This is a genomic window from Ideonella sp. sgz306126, from assembly GCF_056032705.1.
Window position 1 is genome coordinate 23,504 of record NZ_JBVYWP010000003.1, and the last position, 18,963, is coordinate 42,466.

Here is an 18,963-nt window from a genome sequence, read left to right on the forward strand (position 1 = left end):
GGGGGATGGCCGGTCGATATGACGCAGGAGACCTGTGTCCGCCCGGAGCATCGATGAGCCGCCCCCACCCCATTCTTCCGCTGATCGCGATCGCCTGCGGGGTGCTCGCCTGCGTGGGGGCGCGCGCCGCCGACGTGGCGCCCGGGATCTCGGCCAAGGCCTCCGGCCCGGCCATGGGCGCGACCTCTCCCGCCAAGGTGGAGTCGCCGGCACCGAGCCGGGCCGAGGCGGCTGCCCTGCCGCCGGCCGCCCCGCCCGGTTCGATGGAGGCCCTGCGCCGCAAGCTCGCCGAGCGCCTGGGCGCGTTCAACCCGCCCGACAGCGCTCACCCCAACGAAATGCAGGTGGCCAACCAGGCTGCCGACCCGCCCGGGTCCGCGCCGCGCCATCCACCGCATCGGGCCGTCCACCGCACGGGCCCGCGCGCCGCCGGCACCGGGCCCGCCCCGGCGCTCCGCGGGCATTGGGCCTACGGCGGCGACGACGGCCCGGACGCCTGGGCCCGGCTGAGCCCGGAGTACGCCGCCTGCGCCACCGGTCAGCGCCAGAGCCCGATCGACATCCGCGACGGCATCCAGGTGCAATTGCAGCCGATCGCGTTCGATTACCACCCCGGCGCGTTCTCGGTGATCGACAACGGCCACACGGTGCAGGTCGACGTCGCGCCCGGCAATGCCTTGACGGTAGGCGGGCGGCGCTACGAGCTGGTGCAATTCCATTTCCACCTGCCGTCGGAAGAGCGCATAGCCGGGCGCCAGTTCGACATGGAGGTGCACCTGGTTCACAAGGACGCCGAAGGCCACCTGGCGGTGGTCGCGGTGCTGCTGGAACGCGGCGCCGCGCAGGCGGTGATCCAGGCGGTGTGGAACGCGCTGCCGCTGGAGAAGAACCAGGCCTCGGCCGGCATCGAGGCGATCGACCCCTCGCAACTGCTGCCCGAGGATCGCCGCTACTACACCTACATGGGCTCGCTGACCACGCCGCCCTGCAGCGAAGGCGTGCTGTGGATGGTGATGAAGCAGCCGGTGCCGGTCTCGGCGCAGCAGCTGGGCATCTTTGCGCGGCTGTATCCGATGAACGCGCGGCCGGTGCAGCCGCTGGACGGGCGGCTGATCAAGGAGTCGGAGTAGAGCGTCCCGGCGCCGCGCCGCTAGCGGCTGTGGGTGGTCAGCCGTGCCAGCGACGTCGAGGCGCTGACGCCGGGGGCCACCCGTTGCCGGCCGCGCGCGGGCACGGCGGGATGGGCGGCCTCGCCGTCCTGCACGCCTTCGCGCCGCATCGCCACGCCGACCGCCAGGATGTCGATCACCAGCAGGTGCAGGATGCGGCTGATCATCGGCACGTGGGTCGACACGTCTTCTTCATGGTCGACGATCAGTACCGCGTCGGCCTTGCGCGCCAGCGGCGACTGGCTGGCGGTGATCGCCACCACCGCCGCGCCACGCGCCTTGGCGAGGTCCACCACTTCCAGCAGTTCGGGCACCTTGCCGCTGTTGCTGATCACCACCACCACGTCCCGTGGACGCAGCACGGCCGCCGAGAGCACCTGTAGCCGCGGGTCGGTGCAGGCGGTGCACGAGATGCCGAAGCGCAGGAACTTGTACTGCGCGTCCTGGGCCACCACGCCGTAATGGCCGGTGGCGTGGAACTCGATGTGGTCGGCGTGGTTCAGCAACTCGATCGCCCGTTCGATGCTGTCGCGGTTGATCTGGTCGCGCACCTGCAGGATCGCCGAGGCGGTGTTGCCCAGCACCTTGCTGCCGAGTTCGAGCACCGAATCGGCATGGGTGACCTGAGTGTGGCTGACCGGGATCGTGCCGCTCAGGCCCGAGGCCAGGCGCAGCTTGAAGTCCGACAAGCCCTCGCAACCCAGCGAGCGGCAGAAGCGGATGACCGTGGGCTGGCTGACCTCGGCATTGCGCGCGATTTCGGCGATCGGGTCGTTGAGCGCCGAACGCGGGTGGGACAGCACCTGCTCGGCGACCCGCTTCTCCGCCGGCGACAGGCTGGGCAGGGCGCGCCGGATCTGCTCCAGGATGGCGCTGGCGGGTGAGCTCTGCAGTGATTTGAGCTGCGCCTCGAGGATGGCCGAGGCCCCCATGAAGGTGGCATTCGGCGCGGTGATCACGAAGGTCGGGATGACCTTGACGTAATCGCTGAAGCGGCCTTTGTCCTCGAAGCGCTTGCGGAAGCTGGAGCGGTCGAAGTAATCGCCCAGGCGCGGCACGATGCCGCCGCCGATGTAAATGCCGCCGAACGCGCCCAGCGTCAGCGCGAGGTTGCCGGCGGCCGAGCCGAGCAGGCTGCAGAACGCATCGAGCGTGTCGACGCACATCGGATCGGCGCCGGCCAGCGCGCGCTGGGTGATGTCGGGCGCGGAAAGTGCTTCGACCCGTCTGCCGGCGTGGTCGGCCAAGGCCCGGTAGATCAGTTCGATCCCGGGGCCCGACAACAGGCGCTCGAAGGACACATGGGCAAACTGCTTCCAGGCATGGCGAAGGATGACGATCTCGCGCTCATCGTGCGGCGCGAAGCTCGCGTGGCCGCCTTCGGTGCCCAGCGCCACCCAGCCGTCGGCGGTGGGAATCAGGCCCGACACGCCGAGGCCGCTGCCCGAGCCGAGGATGCCGATCACGCTGGGTTCGCGGGCCGCGCCGCCGCCCACCTGGCGGCGCTGCTCGGCCGACAGCCGGGGCAGGGCCATCGCCAGCGCGGTGAAGTCGTTCACCACCACCAGGGTGTCGAAACCCAGCCGCTCGCGCATCTGCTCGATCGAGAACTGCCAGTGGTAGTTCGTCATCCGCACCAGGTCGCCCTCGACCGGGTTGGCGATCGCGATCGCCGCGTGGTGGATCCGGGTCGACGGCAGGGTCCCCAGATAATGGGTGATCGCCGCATGGAAGTCGGCGTGATCGGCACAACGCAGCGAGGCCGCATGCTCGAACCGGCCCACCGCGGTTTCCACCGCGAAGCGCGCATAGGTGCCGCCGATGTCGGCGATCAGACGAGGGTGCTCGAAGGGGGTCATCCTGACTCGCTGGCGGGCAGTGGCGCAATGCGGCGCCATGGCAGGCCGGACAGGCCCTGGCACCACGGCGGTCAAGCTCTATTGTGACCCAGCGCGCGGCGGCCCTTCGAGACGCCGGATTCGGGTTGTTGATGATGAATTGATGCCGTAATTTGACTACATTAGTGCTCTCGAAGAATCGTTGCTTCGCTAGACATCAGTCGCCATGATCGAGGCCATGAAGAGACTTTTTTTTGTAGTTTTGATAATCCAGAACGACGGGAGCGTGGATGAGGGCTGCTGATGAGGCGTCGCAGGCTGCGGCGGACGCGGACCTGCCCTGGCTGGTGGCCGACATCGGCGGCACCAATGCCCGGATGGGCTGGGTCGATGCGCCCGGGGGCGAGGTCGGCCACGTGCGCACCTTGCCGGTGGCGGCCCACGCCGGCCCGGCCGAGGCGGTGGTTGCCTACCTGGCCGAGGTGGCGGGCCGGGTCGGCCCGGGCTTCCGGCCGCCGCGCCGGGCGGCGCTGGCGGTGGCCACGGCGGTGAGCGACGGCGAGATCGCGTTCACCAACAGCCATTGGCGCTTTTCGGGGCCGACGCTGCAGGCCGCGCTGGGGCTGGAGCGACTGCTGGTGCTCAACGATTTCGAGGCGCTGGCCCTGTCGCTGCCGCGCCTGAAAGCCAGCCAGTTGCGCGCCCATGCGGCCCTGCCGGTGGCCGAGGGCACCTTGGCGGTGATCGGACCGGGGACCGGGCTGGGTGTGGGCGCGGTGGTGAAGACGCGCCAGGGCTGGCTGGCGCTGCCGGGCGAAGGCGGCCACGCGACGCTCGCGCCGCTGGATGATTTCGAGAGCCAGGTGCTGAGCCAGGCGCGGCGGCAGTTCGCCCACGTCTCGGCCGAGCGCCTGCTGTCGGGCATCGGACTGCCGGTGCTGCACACCGCGGTGGCCCAGGTGCTGGGCCGCGATGCGGCCGTGCTGCCGACCGAGGCCATCGTCGAGCGCGGGCTGGCGGGCGGCGATGCGGTGTGCGAGCGCACGCTCGACAGCTTCTGCGCGCTGCTGGGCAGCTTCGCCGGCAACGTCGCACTGACGCTGGGCGCGCGCGGCGGGGTGTACATCGGCGGCGGCATCGTGCCGCGCCTGGGTGAACGCTTCTTCGCGTCGCGGTTCCGCGCGTGCTTCGAGGCCAAGGGCCGCTTCCAGCCTTACCTGGCCGCGATTCCGACGGCGCTGATCACCGACACGCTGGCGGCACTGACCGGCGCGGCCCTGGCCATCGAGCAGGATCTGCGCTGAGATGGCGCGCCCCGAGGCGCAGCCGCCGCGCCTGTGGCCGCTGGCCTGGCCGCTGTATCTCGAACTGTGGCTGGGCATCGCCGTGGGCATGGTCGGCACCGCGCTGGCCGCGCGCCAGTCGGATGCAGCCGGCGCCGGCTTCGCGCTGGGCAACCAGCTCTCGGCCACCTTGTTCGTGGTGTTTCGCATCATCGGTGCGGGTGCCAGCGTGGTCATCACCCAGCGCCTGGGCAGCGGTCAGCGCGAGCGGGCGCACGAGGTGGCGCGCGCCACCCTGGGCGCCAGCACCTGGCTGGGCGGCGGCACCGGCCTGGCCGCGATGCTGCTGGCCCGGCCGCTGCTGCGCCTGCTGAACGCGCCGCCCGAGGTGCTGCCGCTGGCGCTGCCCTTCCTGGTCTGCCTGGGGCCGGCGATGCTGCTGGACGCCTGGAACGCCTCGATGGCCAGCGTGATGCGCTCGCATCTGCGCGGGCGCGACGCGTTGATGGTGATCCTGGCGATGAACGCGCTGCAATTGCTGTTGGTCGGGCCGCTGATGCTGGGTTGGGGCGCCTGGCCCGGCTGGGGGCTGCCGGGATTCGCGCTGGCCCTGGTGTCGAGCCGGGCGCTCGGGGTCGCGCTGCACCTGGCCCTGTGGCGGTGGCGGCTGGACCTGGTGCCGCGGCGCAGCGACGCGTGGCGTCTGCCGCGCGCGGAACTGGCCGCGGTGCTGCACATCGGCCTGCCCGGGGCGGCCGAGAACATCGCCTGGCGGCTGAGTTTCATGGTCAGCGTCGCGGTGGCGGCCGACCTGGGGGCCACCGCGCTGGCCACCCACGCCTACGTGATGCAGATCATGCATGGCTTGCTGCTCTTCGCCGCGGCCACCGGCGTGGCGGTAGAGATCGTCGTCGGCCATCTGATCGGTGCCGGCCGATTGCACGAGGCCGATCGCCTGGTGCGCCGGGCGCTGTTCACAGGCCTCGTGGTCAGCACCGGGCTGGCGTTGATGGTGGCCCTCTGCGGTCCGGTCCTGATGCGGTTGTTCTCGAACGACGCGGCGATCGTGGCCGCCGGCGCGACGCTGCTGTGGTGGACGGTGCTGATCGAATCGGGCCGCACCTTCAACCTGGTGGTGATCAACGCCTTGCGGGCGACCGGCGATGCGCGCTTTCCAGTGCTCGCCGGGATCGGCTCGATGGTGCTGGTGCTGGCGGGGGCCAGTTGGTGGCTGGGGATCCACCTGGGGCTGGGGTTGGTCGGCCTGTGGATCGCCTACGGCACCGACGAGTGGCTGCGCGGCCTGCTGATGTGGCGCCGCTGGGCCAGGCTGCACTGGGTGCCCCACGCCCGGGCCACGCGGCGGCGCTTGCGCGCCAGTGCGCTCCGCGGCTGACGGCGGCGGCCGTCGCCGTCAGCGCGCCGACGGTCCGTGTCGGTCACACGCGGCCCGGCGTCAGGGCAGGGTGATCACCGGCGTGTCGTCCATCACCTTCGGATCGTGCGGATTGCCGCCCCCCAGGGTCCAGGGGCCGGCGGTCATCGCCAAGGGGCGATAGCCGCCGTCGTAGTCCCAGGTGTTCAGGTAGAGCCGCGCGCCGTGCAGCGAGGCGGGCTGGCCCAGCGCGGCTGCCGGCAGGGTCAGCGTGATGGTGCGGCGCGCCGCGTCGGTGTGTACCTCGGCGACAGGGGCGACGGGCCGGCCTTCCGACGTGGCGCTGGCCCCCTCGTCGCTGAACAGCGCGCACGTCCAGCCGTTGACGCGCAGCCGGCGCTGCCAGCGCAGGCCCGGCGGCAGCCTCGCATCTTGCAGCGGCATCACGCGGGCGCCGCCGGCAGCGCCGGGCAGCGCGATGAACAGCGTCAGCGCCAGATGGTCGAAGCCGTTGGGCGGATTCCAGGTCTGGCTGATCGCAGCCATCGTCAGCTCGATCCGCAGGTTGCCGCCGGCGGTCGACACGCGCAGACGGCGCAGGTCCATCGTGTGCTGCGGCGCGTCGCCGGTGTCGGCGGGATAGAGGTAGCGGCCCAGCGGGCCGCGGTCGTCGCCGGCCGGGTCGTCCAGGTCGGCCACCGGCGTCCAGGCCGGCTCGGCATGGAAGGTCCGCGGGGCCGACAAGGCGCCGTCCCGCGCCCGCCAGGCCTCCACCCGGTGGGCTGGCGCGGGGTCGAGCAGGTCGCGGGTGTCGACCTCGGCCTGCCAGCGGCCGTCCGCCTGCGGCGCGATCACCTGGGCCCGGCGCAGGTCGCCATCGAGCACCAGTTGGAACGGCTCGGCGGGGACCGCCCGCCCATGCACCGGCAGCCGCCCCCGCACCGGGGCCGATGGCAGCGCGGCGATGTCCAGCAGCGAGTCCGCCGGGGTCGGCGGCGACGCAGCGACCGCGCGGTGGCGGTTCGCCATCCAGACCCAGCCGGCATGCGGTGGCAGCACCAGGGTCAATTCGCCCCCCGGGCCGACGACCTGGTCGCCCGGCTTTCCGTCCAGGCCGAACGCCGCCTGCAGCCGCGTGCCGGCGGGCAGGCCGGTGGCAAGGCGGCTGAACAGCAGCTCGTGCCCGGCGGTGTTGAACACCACCAGGGCCGAGCGTGACCCCAGGTCGGTGCGCCAGGCCAGTCCGCCCGGGCCGTGCTCATCGGCCTGCAGCACCTGCGGCCGGCCGCGCGAGAACAGGTGGCCGTGGCCGGCGCGCAGGGCCGTGGCGCGGCGGATGAAGCGGTAGAGCGGCGCGTGGGTGTCGAAATGATCGCGCCCGCCCGAGCCGGCGCCGGCGGCGAACATCGAGGCACGCGGCTCGCGCAAGCCCTGTTCGGTGCCGTAGTAGATCACCGGGATGCCCGGCAGCGTCATCATCGCCAGCAGCGCCTGACGCAAGCCGGCGTCGCTGCCGCCGGCCAGGAAGCGGTCCACGTCGTGGTTGTCGACGAAGCTGGGCATCGCGTACGGATCGTGGTCCAGCCGCATCATCGTCGTGATGCGCTCCCCCAGGTCCGCGGTCGGCTGGCCGCGTGCGAACACATCGCCCAGCGCGCCGTAGAGCGGGAAATTCAGCATGCCGCGCAGGCGGCCCGGCTCGGCGTAGGCTTCGATCCGGCGTGTCATCGTGTCCTCGCCCGGACGGTCGATCCCGAAGCCTTCGCCGAAGCTCAGGAAATCGCGCCGTCCGGTCTGCCGCGCCACGCGGTCGATGCCGGGCGCCAGCGGATCGTCGGCATGAAGGAAGTCGGCGAAGAAGTCCTCCGGCACGTAGAACGCGGTGTCGACGCGGAAGCCGTCGACGCCCGCCTCGCGGATCCAGTCGCCATAGGTCTTGCGCAGCGCGCGGCGCACCAGCGGGTTCTCGGTGTTGAGGTCGTCCAGGCCGGACATCTGCCAGTTCAGCACCTGGTCGCGGTTGGCGTAGTCGGCGACATTGGGCGTCCAGTGATAGATGGCGGCGGCCCGGTCGGCAGCGCGGCGCGGGTCATTCAGGCTGAACGGCCACTGGCTGGGCGCGGCCACCGGGGGGGTGTCGGCATTGGCGTGGTAGCCCTGGGCCGGGTCGGCCGGGTTCCAGTGCGTGGCGTCGTACCAGAAGTAGTCGCCGGTGTGGTTGACCACGATGTCCTGCACCAGGTACATGCCGGCGCGGTGCAGGCGGTCGGACAGGTGCCGGTAGTCGGCCAGCGTGCCCAGGTGCTTGTCCACCTGCGCGAAGTTCTCGGCCCAGTAGCCGTGGTAGCCGGCGCTGCCGCCCCCCGGCGCCAGCCACTGGTTGGCCACCGGCGGCGTGATCCAGACCGTGGTCGCGCCCAGGCCGCGGATATAGGCCAGGCGGCGGGCCACGCCGGCCAGGTCGCCGCCCTGGTAGAAGCGGCCGTCGCCGGGCCGGTACTCGCCCGCGCCCTGGTCGTCGTTGGCCGGATTGCCGTCGTCGAAGCGGTCGGTCACGACGAAGTAGATCACCTGGTCGCGCCAGTCGGGCGAGGGCACGTTCAGGCGCAGCCGGGGCGCGGCCGGGGCGCTCAGCGCAGGGGCGGCCAGCAGCGCGAGGGCCAGGGCCAGGCAGCGACGGCGGGGCACCGGGCGGATCAGTGGCAGTCGTCGGTCGGGCCGGGGCCGTTCCTCAGCTGGGCCTGGCAGCGTGCCGAATCGCGTGCCATGTCGCGCCGGACCGCATCCTTGTCGCGGGCAGCGTCCTGCTCACGCTGGGCGGCGACCTTCTTCGCCTGGTCCAGGTCGACCTGCAGGCCCGGCGCACCGTGGGGACGCTCGATCTTGGCCACCCGGTCGGCGCCCAGCGGCAGCTCGGTCCAGAAGGATTCCTTGGCGCCGCTGGGCCACACCGCCGTGACCTCGGGCGTCTGAATCACCGCCGACTTGCCGTTGCCCGGGTAGGTCCGGGTGACCGGCGCGACGCCCAGCGCGTGGCCGCCTTCGAAGATCGTGGCGCCTTCGGGCACCGACTCGTAGGTGAGCATCGCGTCGGTGGGTTGCAGGTCGGCGCAGGCGGCCAGCAACGACCCCAGTGCGATGGCGATGGCCAGACGAGAGATGGATTTCATGGCAGTTCTCCGGTGGAGTCACGACAGGGCGGGCCGGGCCGCCGCACAGTGGTCTGCGATGAACTGGCCATGCGAGGGCATGACGTCGACGCAGGCCTTGATCACCCCCTCGACCTCCGCGAGGTAGGTCTGGATCTCGTCTTCGCTGCGCAGGTCGGTCAGCGGATGGTAGGACGCCGGGTGGATGCGCTGTCCGTGCATGACCTGCAGCCAGCTCAGCTTGGTGAACAGCTCGTTGCCTTCCCGGTAGACCCGGCCGTGGGTCCTGAACAAGTCCATGCGCCGGCGCAGCGAGTCGGGAATCGGCATCTCGCGGCAGTAGTTCCAGAACGGCGTGTCGCTGCGCTCGGTGGCCTTGTAGTGCAGGATGATGAAGTCGCGCACCCACTCGTACTCCTGGCTCATCACCCGGTTGTACTGGTCGCGGTCCTCGGCGTCGAAGCCTTGCGACGGGAAGAAGGTCAGCAGGTGCGCGATGCCCATCTGCACCAGATGGATGCTGGTCGATTCGAGCGGTTCGAGAAAGCCGCTCGCCAGGCCGATCGCGACAACGTTCTTGTTCCAGGTCTTCTTGCGGCGCCCGGCCTGGAAGCGGATCGGGCGGGGCTCGGCCAGCGGCGCACCGTCCAGGTTGCTCATCAGGATGGCGGTGGCCTCGTCTTCGCTCATGAACCGGCTGGAGAAGACGTGGCCGTTGCCGATGCGGTGCTGCAGCGGAATGCGCCATTGCCAGCCGGCCTGGCGGGCGGTGGAGCGGGTGTAGGGGGTCAGTTCCTTGGCGGACGCGCAGGGCACGGCCACCGCGCGGTCGCAGGGCAGCCAGTGCGACCAGTCGTCCCAGCCGGTCTGGAGCGTGTCTTCGATCAGCAGCGCGCGAAAGCCCGAGCAATCGATGAACAGGTCGCCCTCGACCACCTGCCCGGAGGCCAGCGTCAACGATGTGACATGGCCGTCGCCCTCGCGTTGCGCGACGCCGACGATCTTGCCTTCCACCCGCCGGACGCCGCGCGCCTCGCTGAAGCCGCGCAGGAATCGGGCGTACAGCGACGCGTCGAAATGAAAGGCGTAGGCGATCTGCGACAGCGGCGAATTCGGCATGTCCAGCCGCGGTCGCATGAACTTGTTGCTCAGGCAGGCGGCGGTGTTGATCGAGTAGCTTTCCAGCCCCTTGGCCTTGCCGGCCAGGTGCATCCTGAGCCAGTACTGGTGGAAATCGACCGTCGCGTTCTCCTGGCCGACAACGCCGAAGCCGTGGATGTAGCGGTCGCCCAGGCGGGCCCAGTTGACGAACTCGATGCCCAGCTTGAACGAGCCCTGCGTCTGGCGCATGAACTCGTTCTCGTCCAGTTCCAGCAGCCGGTTGAACAGCGAGATCATCGGGATCGTCGCCTCGCCCACGCCGATCGTGCCGATGTCGTCGGATTCGACCAGCGTGATGTCGTACTGTCCCTGCAGCACCTTGGCGAGGGCGGCGGCCGACATCCAGCCGGAGGTGCCGCCGCCGACGACGACGATCCTGAGCTTTTCGTTCATGTGCATGCTTTCCTTCCACTGCGGTCGCGAACGGCTCGCACAGCGTGCGCCGCCCGCGGACCGATTCTGGACCCTCCGAGAGAAAAGGCCCCTTGACGGAACTCAGCCGGCAAGGGGCCTGGTGCGGCCGTGTGAGGCCGCGTCGGCTTACATCTTGTAGGTCAGCTTGAAGATGTAGCTGGCGCCGGTCTTGACCTCGGTGTTGATCGAGCCGTCGTACTTCAGTTCGCGGTAGACCGGCTTGTTCAGGTTGTTGCCCTCGAAGCGCAGGCCCAGGCCCTTCAGGCGGCCTTCCTGGAACTCGTAGCCGACCTGGGCCGAGACCCACGACGAGCCCTGGATGAAGGTCAGCGTCGGGTAGCCGCCCACCGCCGAGTTGGCCACGCTGCCGACATAGGTCGAGCGGTAGTTGTCGGCCACGAAGGCGCTGAAACCGCCGCGCTCGTAGTACAGCATCATCTTGGCGTTGGTCTTGGACAAGCCCGGCAGCGGGATCGTGGCCCCGCCCGCAGGCACCTGCTGGCTCGGGTTCAGGCCGATCAGGTTGGGCATGGTCACGTTGCTGTCGGTGGCCGAGTAGCTGACGCTGCCGCCGAAGCCGTCGAGCTTCTTCGTCACCAGGTTGAACGGCAGCGAGGCGGTCAGCTCGACCCCGCTCAGGTTGCCGCCATGGCCGTTGACCGTGGTGGTGTAGACGCCGATCGGACCGGCCGGCGGGATCGCCAGGCCGAGCTGGTTGGCGTAGGTCGTGAAGTCGAAGTTGGAGTTCGTCGCCGGCGTGATGTAGGTGTCGAGCTGCTTGTAGAAGCCCGCCACGCTGAAGTAGGCCTTGTTGCCGAAGTACTTCTCGAACGACAGGTCCAGCGCCTTGGCCTTGAACGGCTTCAGGTACGGGTTGCCGGCCGAGCCGACGAAGCGGCCATACGAGGCGTCCGCCGCGTTGGTGTCGACCGAGGCCGCGAACGAATTGCGCATGTCGGTCAGCGTCGGCCGCGCGATCTGCTCGCCCAGGCCCAGGCGGATCACCTTGCCCGCGCCCAGGTCGCCGTTCAGGTTCAGGCTGGGCAGCACATCGGTGTAGGTCGTGCCGGCGCTGGTCAGGCTGCTGGCCGGGTTGTTCAGCACGACGCCGGAGCCGACCTCGGCGCGGTAGCCGGCCGACGACTGGTTGGTGTTGACGAGCTGCACGCCGACGTTGCCGTGCACCGGCAGGCGGCCGATCGAGGTGTCGATGTTGGCCTTGGCGTAGGCGGTCGTGACCTTCTCGTCGACCGTCCAGGACTTGGACAGGATGTCGTCGTTGTACTTGTGCAGCAGTGCCGCGCCGGGCCACAGGCCGACCTGCGGGTCGAAGGTCAGCAGGTTCAGGCCGGTGCCGCCCACGTTGCTCTGCACATAGCTGTTGGCCGGGTACGGGATGCGGTCATAGCCGCCGTTGTTCTGCGAGACGATCAGCGCCTCGTCCGAGACCCGGTCCTTGCTGCGCTTGGTGTAGTTGCCGCCGAACTGCACGTCGGTGAACATGCCGCCTTCGGCCAGGCTGTGCTGGAAGTCCAGACGCGCGCCGTCGATCTTGTCGGTGACGGTCGGGCCCTTGTAGTAGCCGGCCTGCGGCACGGTCTGGCCGGCGTACGGGCTGCCGGCCGGATAGGTCACGCCGCTCCAGCCCGACTGGTCGCGGATCGCGATCTGGGTCGGGTCGGTGTAGGCGCTGGGGTTGCCCAGCGTGAACTGCGGCGTGCCGCCGCCGTTGGTGAACGACAAGGTGTCGGCGCCGACGATGCCGCCGTAGACCTCGATGTCTTTCTCGACGCGGGTGGCCTTGTTGTGGTTCAGGTCCAGCGAGCCGGTCCAGGTGTCGGCGAACTTCAGCGTGTTCTTCCAGCCGGCCGATTCGATCGTGTCCTTGTCGAAGATGTTCTCGCTGTAGGCGATCAGCGCGCCCGGGGCCATGTTGAAGGTGCCCGAGGTCACGACACCGTTGGCGACCGTGGCGTTGGTGATCGCGCCACCTCCGGTGCCGGCCTTGGCGGCCATCTTCTTGGTGCCGGTGTCGATCTTGCCGTAGTACAGGTCGAGTTCGCTGTTGAAGGCCTTGTTCGGCTTGAAGTTGAAGATCGCCGCCACGCCGTCGCGGGTATCGGTGACGTGATCGGTTTCGTAGCTCAGGCCGCCGCCGAAGGGCACGTTGATGCCGGTGACCTGGCTGCCGTCGGTCAGCGTGACGGTGGGGCTGTTGCCCCAGCTGCCGTTGGCCAGCGAGTTGCTGCTGCTGTCGCTGTGCACGTAGCCGATGGCGACGCCCAGCTTGCGATCGGCGAACTGGTCGATGTAGCTCAGGCTGTAGCGGTTGCCGTCGCCAGCGGGCGTGGGCAGCCCGACCCCGGTCTTGGTCCGGTCGACGTTGACCGAGAACACGCGGTTCGGGAAAGCCAGCGGGTCGATCAGCCGGTTGTCGATCGTGCCGGCCAGGCCGGCGCCCATCAGCGAGGCATCGCCGGTCTTGTAGACGGTGGCGCCGGAGATCAGCTCGGCCGGGTAGACGCTCAGGTCCACCGCACGGCTGTCGCCGGTGCTGGTCTGTTCGCGGCCGTTCAGCAGATAGCCGTTGAAGTCCGGGCCCAGGCCGCGGATGCTGATGTTGGTCGCGTTGCCGTTGCGGTCGCGCTGCGAGGTCACGCCCGGCAGGCGGGCCAGCGATTCGGCGATCGTCGTGTCGGGCAGCTTGCCGATGTCTTCGGCGCTGATCGCCTCGACCACGCCGTCGGCGTTCTGCTTGACGCTGATGGCGCTCTCGATGCCCTTGCGGATGCCGGTGACCGTGACCTGCTGGACATCGGTCGCGGCCTGGGTGTCCGTCTGTGCGAAAACCCGGCCCGGCGACGCGAAGAGCAGCGCCGCGCCCATCGCGGTGGCGCTGAGTTTCAGGGTGGTGGCGCCGGCGGGTTGCTTTCGGCTGTGTTTGTTCATGGTGTTCACCGGGGTCTCCTCAAAGGGAAGGAATCAACGACGGGTCGACAGGGCCACCGCTTGCGCTCGGCGCACCTGTGGGCTGTATCCAAGCGAATTTGTACCAAAACTAGAACATCTGAGAGGCCTGTGAAAACCCTGATCGTTGGTGAGGATGCAACGATTTCCCCCGTGAAAACCCGCTGGTTGCCGGGCAATTCAGTCGTGAAAGTCGTTTGATGATGTCTTGCGGCTTGGGTGTGATCTTGGATTGTTGTAGCAAAACTACCGTCTTCTCTGCGCGATTTGATCGAGTGTTCCATGGCTTGCTCGTCGCGCAGAGGTCGTGAGCTGCCCGGGCGGCGGGTGGGTTCGGCGATGTGGCGTCGCGTCGGTTGCGAGAGGCGGTGGCGTTGATGGTCGTGCCCGGATGGGTCGCTGGCACCCAGAAAAGTAATCAAACTACTTAAACAGTCAGGCGACTTGTTCGACAGGTGTGTATCAAAACCAAGGGTTTGTATGGGTAATTTGACGCCATTGCGGATTGCAATCGTTGTCATAATGTAGCCAAACTACGTTTATCATGCTGGCATGAACCACTCCCGTCGACAGCTCACCCGCGCCGGCATCGCGCTGGCGGCCGGCGGGGCGGTCGGGTCGTTCGCCCGGGCTGCGGCGCCCGAGCCACTGGTGGTCTGGTACACCGTGGAGGGCGCCAAGGGCATCCGCCAGTTGGCCTCGGCCTTCACCGCCGCCACCGGCGTGCCGGTGGTGGTTGAGACGCCGGATGGCATTCCCGCCAAGTACGCGCAAGCCGCTTCGGCCGGCAAGGGGCCGGACATCTGCACCTACGCGCACGACCAGATCGGTGAATGGGTGGCGGGCGGGCTGATGCATGCCGTCACGCCGGGTCGTCGGGTGCGCGACGACGTCGATCCTCGGGCCTGGGACGCCTTGCGCTGGCGCGGCCGCACCTGGGGCTATCCGTACGCGATCGACGCAGTCACGCTGGTCTACAACAAAGCACTGGTGGACAAACCGCCTGCCAGCTTCGACGAGGTGTTCGCGCTCGATGCGCGGCTCGCCCGGCAGGGCCGGCATGCCATCGTCTGGGACTACACCAACCCTTATTTCACCTGGCCGCTGATGGCGGCGCAGGGCGGCTACGCGTTCAAGCGCCTGGCCGATGGCGGCTATGACCCGGCCGACATCGGCGTGGCCAACGCCGGCGCGCTGGTGGGGGCGGAACTGCTGGACCGGCTGCTGCGCCGCGGCGTGATGGCGTCCGGCATCGGCTACCCCGAGATGGAGGCGGCGATGGCCCAGGGGAGGGCGGCGGCGATGATCAACGGCGCGTGGTCCTGGGTCAACCTGCAGCGGGCCGGCATCGACTTCGGCGTGGCGCCGATTCCCTCGGTGGCGGGCCGGCCGGCCGCACCGTTCGTCGGCATCCGCGGCTTCCTGATCAACCGGGCGACGCGCCAGCGCGAGCTGGCGGTGGAGTTCATCGAGAACTACCTGCTGTCGCCCGAGGGCCTGCGCCTGATCGACCAGGCCGAGCCGCTGGGCGCGCCCGCCAGCCAAAGCTTCTACGCCGAGTTGCGGGCCCGGCCGGGCGTGGGCGACAAGGTGGCGGGCATCCTGGCCAGCGCCCGCGACGGCGTGCTGACGCCGTGCATCCCCGAGATGGGCCGCTTCTGGACGGCGATGAAGTCGTCGCTGACCAATCTGAGCGAAGGCCGGCAAAGCCCGCGCGAGGCGCTGGCGGCAGCGGCCCGCCGCATCCGGGAGGCGGGATGATCGCGGCGTCGCCACCCGCCGGATCGGTGGCGCTGCGCCGGTTGGGCGGCGGGCTCGCCACGCTGGCTTTGCTGTACGGCGTCATGGCGGTCTATGCCAGCGGCAACACGCTGCTGGCCGTGGTGCTGCTGGCGGCGTCGGCGCTGGCCGTGTGGACCTACACCTCCCGCCGCAGCGGCGCGCTGCGCTACCTGCTGCCGGGCGTGGCAGCGGCCCTGGTGTTCGTGGTCTTCCCGATGCTCTACACCTTCGGGCTGAGCTTCACCAACTACAGCGCGCGCAACCTGCAGGACTTCCAGCACGCCCGCCAGCTGCTGATCGACGAGACGCTGCAGGAGCCCGGTTCGGAGCGCGGCTTCAGCCTGCATGCGCAAGGCCGGCGCCTGCGCGTGCAGCTCGACGCCGCGGCGGGCGAGCCGGCGCTGGCCACGCCCGCACTGTCGCTCGACGGGCGGTCGGTGCAGGACGTGACGCTGAGCCCGGTGGCGGGCACCGACGCCGAATTCGGCCCGGCGCTGCCCTTGCGCGAGGTGGTGGCGCACCTGCCGGGCCTGCGCGCGCTGCGCCTGCGCCTGCCGTCGGGCGGGGTGCTGAGCCTGGCCACGCTGCGCGAGTTCGCGCGGATGCAGCCGATCTACCTGCCTCAGCCCGACGGCAGCCTGAGCGACCGGCTCACCGGCATGCGCTACCGGCCCGATCCGGAGCAGGGTTTCTTCACCAGCGCCGGCGGCGAGCAACTGCAGCCGGGCTACCGGGTCAACGTCGGCTGGCATCACTACGCGCGCATCTTCAGCGACCCGCGCTTCCGTGCGCCGTTCGCCAGCGTGTTCGTCTGGACGGTGGTGTTCTCGGCGCTCACCGTGCTGTTCACCGCGGCGCTGGGCCTGTTGCTGGCGGCCCTGCTGAACTGGGACAGCCTGGAGTTCCGGCCGCTCTACCGGCTGGTGCTGTTCCTGCCCTATGCGGTGCCGGGCTTCATCTCGATCCTGATCTTCAAGGGCTTGTTCAACCAGAACCTGGGCGAGATCAACCTGATCCTGCACGGCTTGTTCGGCATCCGGCCGCCTTGGTTCTCGGATCCGTTCCTGGCCAAGACCATGCTGCTGATCGTCAACACCTGGCTGGGCTTCCCGTACATGATGGTGTTGTGCTCGGGCCTGATCCAGGCGATCCCGGCCGATCTGTACGAGGCCTCGGCCATCGCCGGCGCCGGGCCGTGGGCGAACTTCCGGCGCATCACGCTGCCGCTGATCCTCAAGCCGCTGACACCGCTGCTGATCAGCGCCTTCGCGTTCAACTTCAACAACTTCGTGCTGATCAGCCTGCTCACCGGCGGCCTGCCCGACCAGCTCGACACCAGCCTGCCCGCGGGCACCACCGACATCCTGGTGTCCTACACCTGGCGCGTGGCATTCCAGGATTCGGGCCAGCAGTTCGGCCTGGCCTCGGCGATCTCGACCGTGATCTTCCTGATCGTCGCGGCCGTCACCCTGTTGCAGCTGCGCCTGACGCGCGCCGCCGACGAGCCGCGGCGCTGACGCGGCACCGCCAAGGAGTCCCACGACATGGCCCTCGTGCAGTCCAAGTCCCGGCGTTGGCGCAAGCTGGCCGCGCACGCCTTCCTGCTGGTGCTGTGCGCTGCGGTGCTGTTCCCGTTCCTGATCGTGGTGTCGGTCTCGCTGCGCCCCGGCAACTTCGCCACCGGGACCTTGCTGCCCTCGTCCATCAGCTGGGAGCACTGGCGCTACGTGCTGGGCTTCAAGTCGCCAGGCCCGAACGGCCAGATGATCGCGCCGGACCTGCCGGTGCTGCGGTGGCTGTGGAACTCGGTCAAGGTGGCGACGCTGTCGGGCGGCGTGACGCTGCTGCTGTCCACCACCGCGGCCTACGCGCTGGCGCGGCTGCGGTTCCGGGGCCGGCGCCAGCTGATGACCGGGCTGATGCTGATGCAGATGTTCCCGGCGGTGCTGGCGCTGGTGGCGATCTACGCGATCTTCGACCGGCTCGGCGCGGCCTTCCCGGCGATCGGCCTGAACACCCATGCCTCGCTGGTGCTGGCCTATTCGGGCGGCATCGCGATGCACGTCTGGACGCTCAAGGGCTACTACGACACGCTGCCGGTCGAGGTCGAAGAGGCCGCCCGGGTCGACGGCGCCACGCCCTGGCAGACCTTCTACCGCGTGCTGCTGCCGATGGCGCTGCCGATCCTGGCGGTGGTGTTCCTGCTCGCCTTCATCGGCGCCATCATCGAATACCCGGTGGCCTCGGTGCTGCTGACCGAGCAGGACCAGCTCACGCTGGCCGTGGGCGCCAAGCTGTTCGTGTTCGAGCACAATTTCCACTGGGGCGATTTCGCCGCTGCCGCCTTGTTGTCCGGCCTGCCGATCACCGCCGTGTTCCTGCTGGCGCAGCGCTGGCTGATCGCCGGCCTGGCGGCCGGAGGCGTCAAAGGATGACCATGCCCCTCGCCCTGTCCCCGGCCCTGACGCGCCGCCGCGCGCTGGTCTCCGGCCTGGCCTGCGCGGCCGGCATCACCCCGAGCATCACCATGAGCCAAACCGCTCCCCGACGCGACACCTTGCCCGAGTCGCCCGCCGTAACCCACCTGCCGTGGACACGCGGCGCCAACATCTACGAAGTCAACCTGCGCCAGTACACGCCGCAGGGCACGCTGAACGCGTTCGCCGCCCACCTGCCGCGACTGAAGAAGATGGGGGTCGACATCCTCTGGCTGATGCCGTGGCAGCCGATCGGCCAGGTCCATCGCAAGGGCACGCTGGGCAGCTACTACGCGATCCGCGACTACACCGCCGTCAACCCCGAGTTCGGGACGCTGGCCGATGCCCGGCGACTGGTGGCGCAGGCCCATGCCCTGGGCATGCACGTGATCCTGGACTGGGTCGCCAACCACACCGCCTGGGACCACCCCTGGACCACCGAGCACAAGGACTGGTACAAGCTCGACGACCGCGGCGAGATCTACCCGGTGACCTTCACCAACGGCCCCGAGCCCGAGTACTGGACCGACGTGGTCGCGCTGAACTACGCCACGCCGGCGCTGTGGGAGGGCATGACCGACGCGATGGCCTACTGGATCCGCGAGGTCGACATCGACGGTTTCCGCTGCGACGTCGCCGGCCTGGTGCCCACGCCGTTCTGGAACCACGCCCGGGCCGTGCTCGACGCGGTCAAGCCGATGTTCATGCTGGCCGAGTGGAGCGAGCCCGAACTGCATGAGCATGCGTTCGACATGACCTACGGCTGGGACCTGACCGACGTGCTGAAGACGGTGGCCAAGGGCCAGGCCGGCGCCGCCGAGCTGCGGGCCTGGGTGCACCAGCCCAACCCCAAGCCCTATCCCCGCAGCGCCTACCGCATGCGCTTCACCAGCAACCACGACGTCAACTCCTGGCAGGGCAGCGACACCGAGCTCTACGGCGCGGCGTTCAAGGCGATGGCGGTGCTGGCCGCGACGCTGCCGGGCATGCCGCTGATCTACGGCGGCCAGGAAGCCGGGCTGGACGTGCGGCTGGAGTTCTTCGAGAAGCACACGATCGATTGGAAGCACTACCCGCTCGAAAGCTTCTACGCCGACCTGCTGGCGCTGAAGAAGGCCAACCCGGCGCTGTGGAACGGCCAGTACGGCGGCGACGCCGAGCTGCTGGAGGTCGGCAACGAGCAGCTGTTCGCCTTTCGCCGGCAGCACGCGGGCAACACGGTCAGCGTGGTCGTCAACGTCACGCCGCGCGAGCAGATCGGGCGCCTGCCGGGCGCCTCCCGCACGCTGACGCTGGCACCCTGGGGCTGGAAGATCCAGGCCGCCTGAGGCCGGTCCCCGTTCACGAT

The 18,963-nt window shown here is 69.5% G+C and carries 12 protein-coding genes; 7 read left to right on the plus strand and 5 right to left on the minus strand.

Translation table 11 applies throughout. The features are described from left to right. Nucleotides 1-53 precede the first annotated feature (53 nt). Complete coding sequence (locus AC0N04_RS08620) at nucleotides 54-1,130, plus strand: carbonic anhydrase (RefSeq protein ID WP_474280577.1); 1,077 nt, start codon at nucleotides 54-56, stop codon at nucleotides 1,128-1,130. Between the two features lie 20 nt (nucleotides 1,131-1,150). On the opposite strand, the gene AC0N04_RS08625 is transcribed toward AC0N04_RS08620, so the two are convergent. Continuing rightward, nucleotides 1,151-3,028, minus strand: a complete 1,878-nt coding sequence (locus AC0N04_RS08625) for a glucokinase (RefSeq protein WP_474280579.1) — start codon at nucleotides 3,026-3,028, stop codon at nucleotides 1,151-1,153. Nucleotides 3,029-3,297: 269 nt separating this feature from the next. Here AC0N04_RS08625 and glk point away from each other — a divergent pair, with 269 nt between their 5' ends. Both glk and AC0N04_RS08635 read left to right on the plus strand, forming a co-directional pair. Beyond that, nucleotides 3,298-4,311, plus strand: coding sequence for a glucokinase (gene glk / locus AC0N04_RS08630; RefSeq protein ID WP_474280581.1), 1,014 nt, complete (start codon nucleotides 3,298-3,300; stop codon nucleotides 4,309-4,311). A gap of 1 nt (nucleotide 4,312) precedes the next feature. After that, nucleotides 4,313-5,686 carry an MATE family efflux transporter gene (locus AC0N04_RS08635; protein WP_474280583.1) on the plus strand — a complete coding sequence of 458 codons (1,374 nt, stop codon included), beginning with the start codon at nucleotides 4,313-4,315 and terminating at the stop codon, nucleotides 5,684-5,686. Between the two features lie 60 nt (nucleotides 5,687-5,746). Here the strand turns inward: AC0N04_RS08635 and AC0N04_RS08640 are convergent, their stop codons facing one another. From AC0N04_RS08640 to AC0N04_RS08655, 4 genes are all read right to left on the minus strand, one after another. Further along, complete coding sequence (locus tag AC0N04_RS08640; RefSeq protein WP_474280585.1) at nucleotides 5,747-8,353, minus strand: alpha-amylase family glycosyl hydrolase; 2,607 nt, start codon at nucleotides 8,351-8,353, stop codon at nucleotides 5,747-5,749. Between the two features lie 8 nt (nucleotides 8,354-8,361). Further along, nucleotides 8,362-8,835 carry a hypothetical protein gene (locus tag AC0N04_RS08645; protein ID WP_474280587.1) on the minus strand — a complete coding sequence of 158 codons (474 nt, stop codon included), beginning with the start codon at nucleotides 8,833-8,835 and terminating at the stop codon, nucleotides 8,362-8,364. Nucleotides 8,836-8,853: 18 nt separating this feature from the next. Further along, nucleotides 8,854-10,374, minus strand: a complete 1,521-nt coding sequence (locus AC0N04_RS08650; RefSeq protein ID WP_474280589.1) for a tryptophan halogenase family protein — start codon at nucleotides 10,372-10,374, stop codon at nucleotides 8,854-8,856. A 141-nt stretch (nucleotides 10,375-10,515) separates the two neighbouring features. After that, the gene (locus AC0N04_RS08655) at nucleotides 10,516-13,338 is read right to left on the minus strand and encodes a TonB-dependent receptor (protein WP_474282009.1); all 2,823 of its coding nucleotides are present in this window, start codon (nucleotides 13,336-13,338) and stop codon (nucleotides 10,516-10,518) included. A gap of 570 nt (nucleotides 13,339-13,908) precedes the next feature. Between AC0N04_RS08655 and malE the strand changes: the two genes are divergently transcribed. From malE to AC0N04_RS08675, 4 genes are read left to right on the plus strand one after another with little or no spacing between them, the layout of a single operon-like run. Continuing rightward, nucleotides 13,909-15,117 (plus strand): maltose/maltodextrin ABC transporter substrate-binding protein MalE, encoded by a 1,209-nt coding sequence (gene malE, locus AC0N04_RS08660; protein ID WP_474280591.1) that lies wholly within the window; start codon nucleotides 13,909-13,911, stop codon nucleotides 15,115-15,117. Beyond that, the gene (gene malF, locus AC0N04_RS08665; protein WP_474280593.1) at nucleotides 15,114-16,655 is read left to right on the plus strand and encodes a maltose ABC transporter permease MalF; all 1,542 of its coding nucleotides are present in this window, start codon (nucleotides 15,114-15,116) and stop codon (nucleotides 16,653-16,655) included. Before malE ends, malF begins: the two co-directional genes overlap by 4 nt. 27 nt (nucleotides 16,656-16,682) lie before the next feature. Next, nucleotides 16,683-17,573 carry a maltose ABC transporter permease MalG gene (gene malG / locus AC0N04_RS08670; protein ID WP_474280595.1) on the plus strand — a complete coding sequence of 297 codons (891 nt, stop codon included), beginning with the start codon at nucleotides 16,683-16,685 and terminating at the stop codon, nucleotides 17,571-17,573. Then, nucleotides 17,570-18,943, plus strand: coding sequence for an alpha-amylase family glycosyl hydrolase (locus AC0N04_RS08675; protein WP_474280597.1), 1,374 nt, complete (start codon nucleotides 17,570-17,572; stop codon nucleotides 18,941-18,943). Before malG ends, AC0N04_RS08675 begins: the two co-directional genes overlap by 4 nt. Nucleotides 18,944-18,963: the final 20 nt, after the last annotated feature.

Bases quoted from the DNA above. Each gene is read 5' to 3' on its own strand.
- malF (WP_474280593.1), top strand. From the start codon at position 15,114: ATGATCGCGGCGTCGCCACCCGCCGGATCGGTGGCGCTGCGCCGGTTG.
- malG (WP_474280595.1), top strand. From the start codon at position 16,683: ATGGCCCTCGTGCAGTCCAAGTCCCGGCGTTGGCGCAAGCTGGCCGCG.
- AC0N04_RS08625 (WP_474280579.1), bottom strand. From the start codon at position 3,028: ATGACCCCCTTCGAGCACCCTCGTCTGATCGCCGACATCGGCGGCACC.
- AC0N04_RS08655 (WP_474282009.1), bottom strand. From the start codon at position 13,338: ATGAACAAACACAGCCGAAAGCAACCCGCCGGCGCCACCACCCTGAAA.
- AC0N04_RS08635 (WP_474280583.1), top strand. From the start codon at position 4,313: ATGGCGCGCCCCGAGGCGCAGCCGCCGCGCCTGTGGCCGCTGGCCTGG.
- AC0N04_RS08675 (WP_474280597.1), top strand. From the start codon at position 17,570: ATGACCATGCCCCTCGCCCTGTCCCCGGCCCTGACGCGCCGCCGCGCG.
- glk (WP_474280581.1), top strand. From the start codon at position 3,298: ATGAGGGCTGCTGATGAGGCGTCGCAGGCTGCGGCGGACGCGGACCTG.
- malE (WP_474280591.1), top strand. From the start codon at position 13,909: ATGAACCACTCCCGTCGACAGCTCACCCGCGCCGGCATCGCGCTGGCG.
- AC0N04_RS08645 (WP_474280587.1), bottom strand. From the start codon at position 8,835: ATGAAATCCATCTCTCGTCTGGCCATCGCCATCGCACTGGGGTCGTTG.
- AC0N04_RS08620 (WP_474280577.1), top strand. From the start codon at position 54: ATGAGCCGCCCCCACCCCATTCTTCCGCTGATCGCGATCGCCTGCGGG.
- AC0N04_RS08650 (WP_474280589.1), bottom strand. From the start codon at position 10,374: ATGCACATGAACGAAAAGCTCAGGATCGTCGTCGTCGGCGGCGGCACC.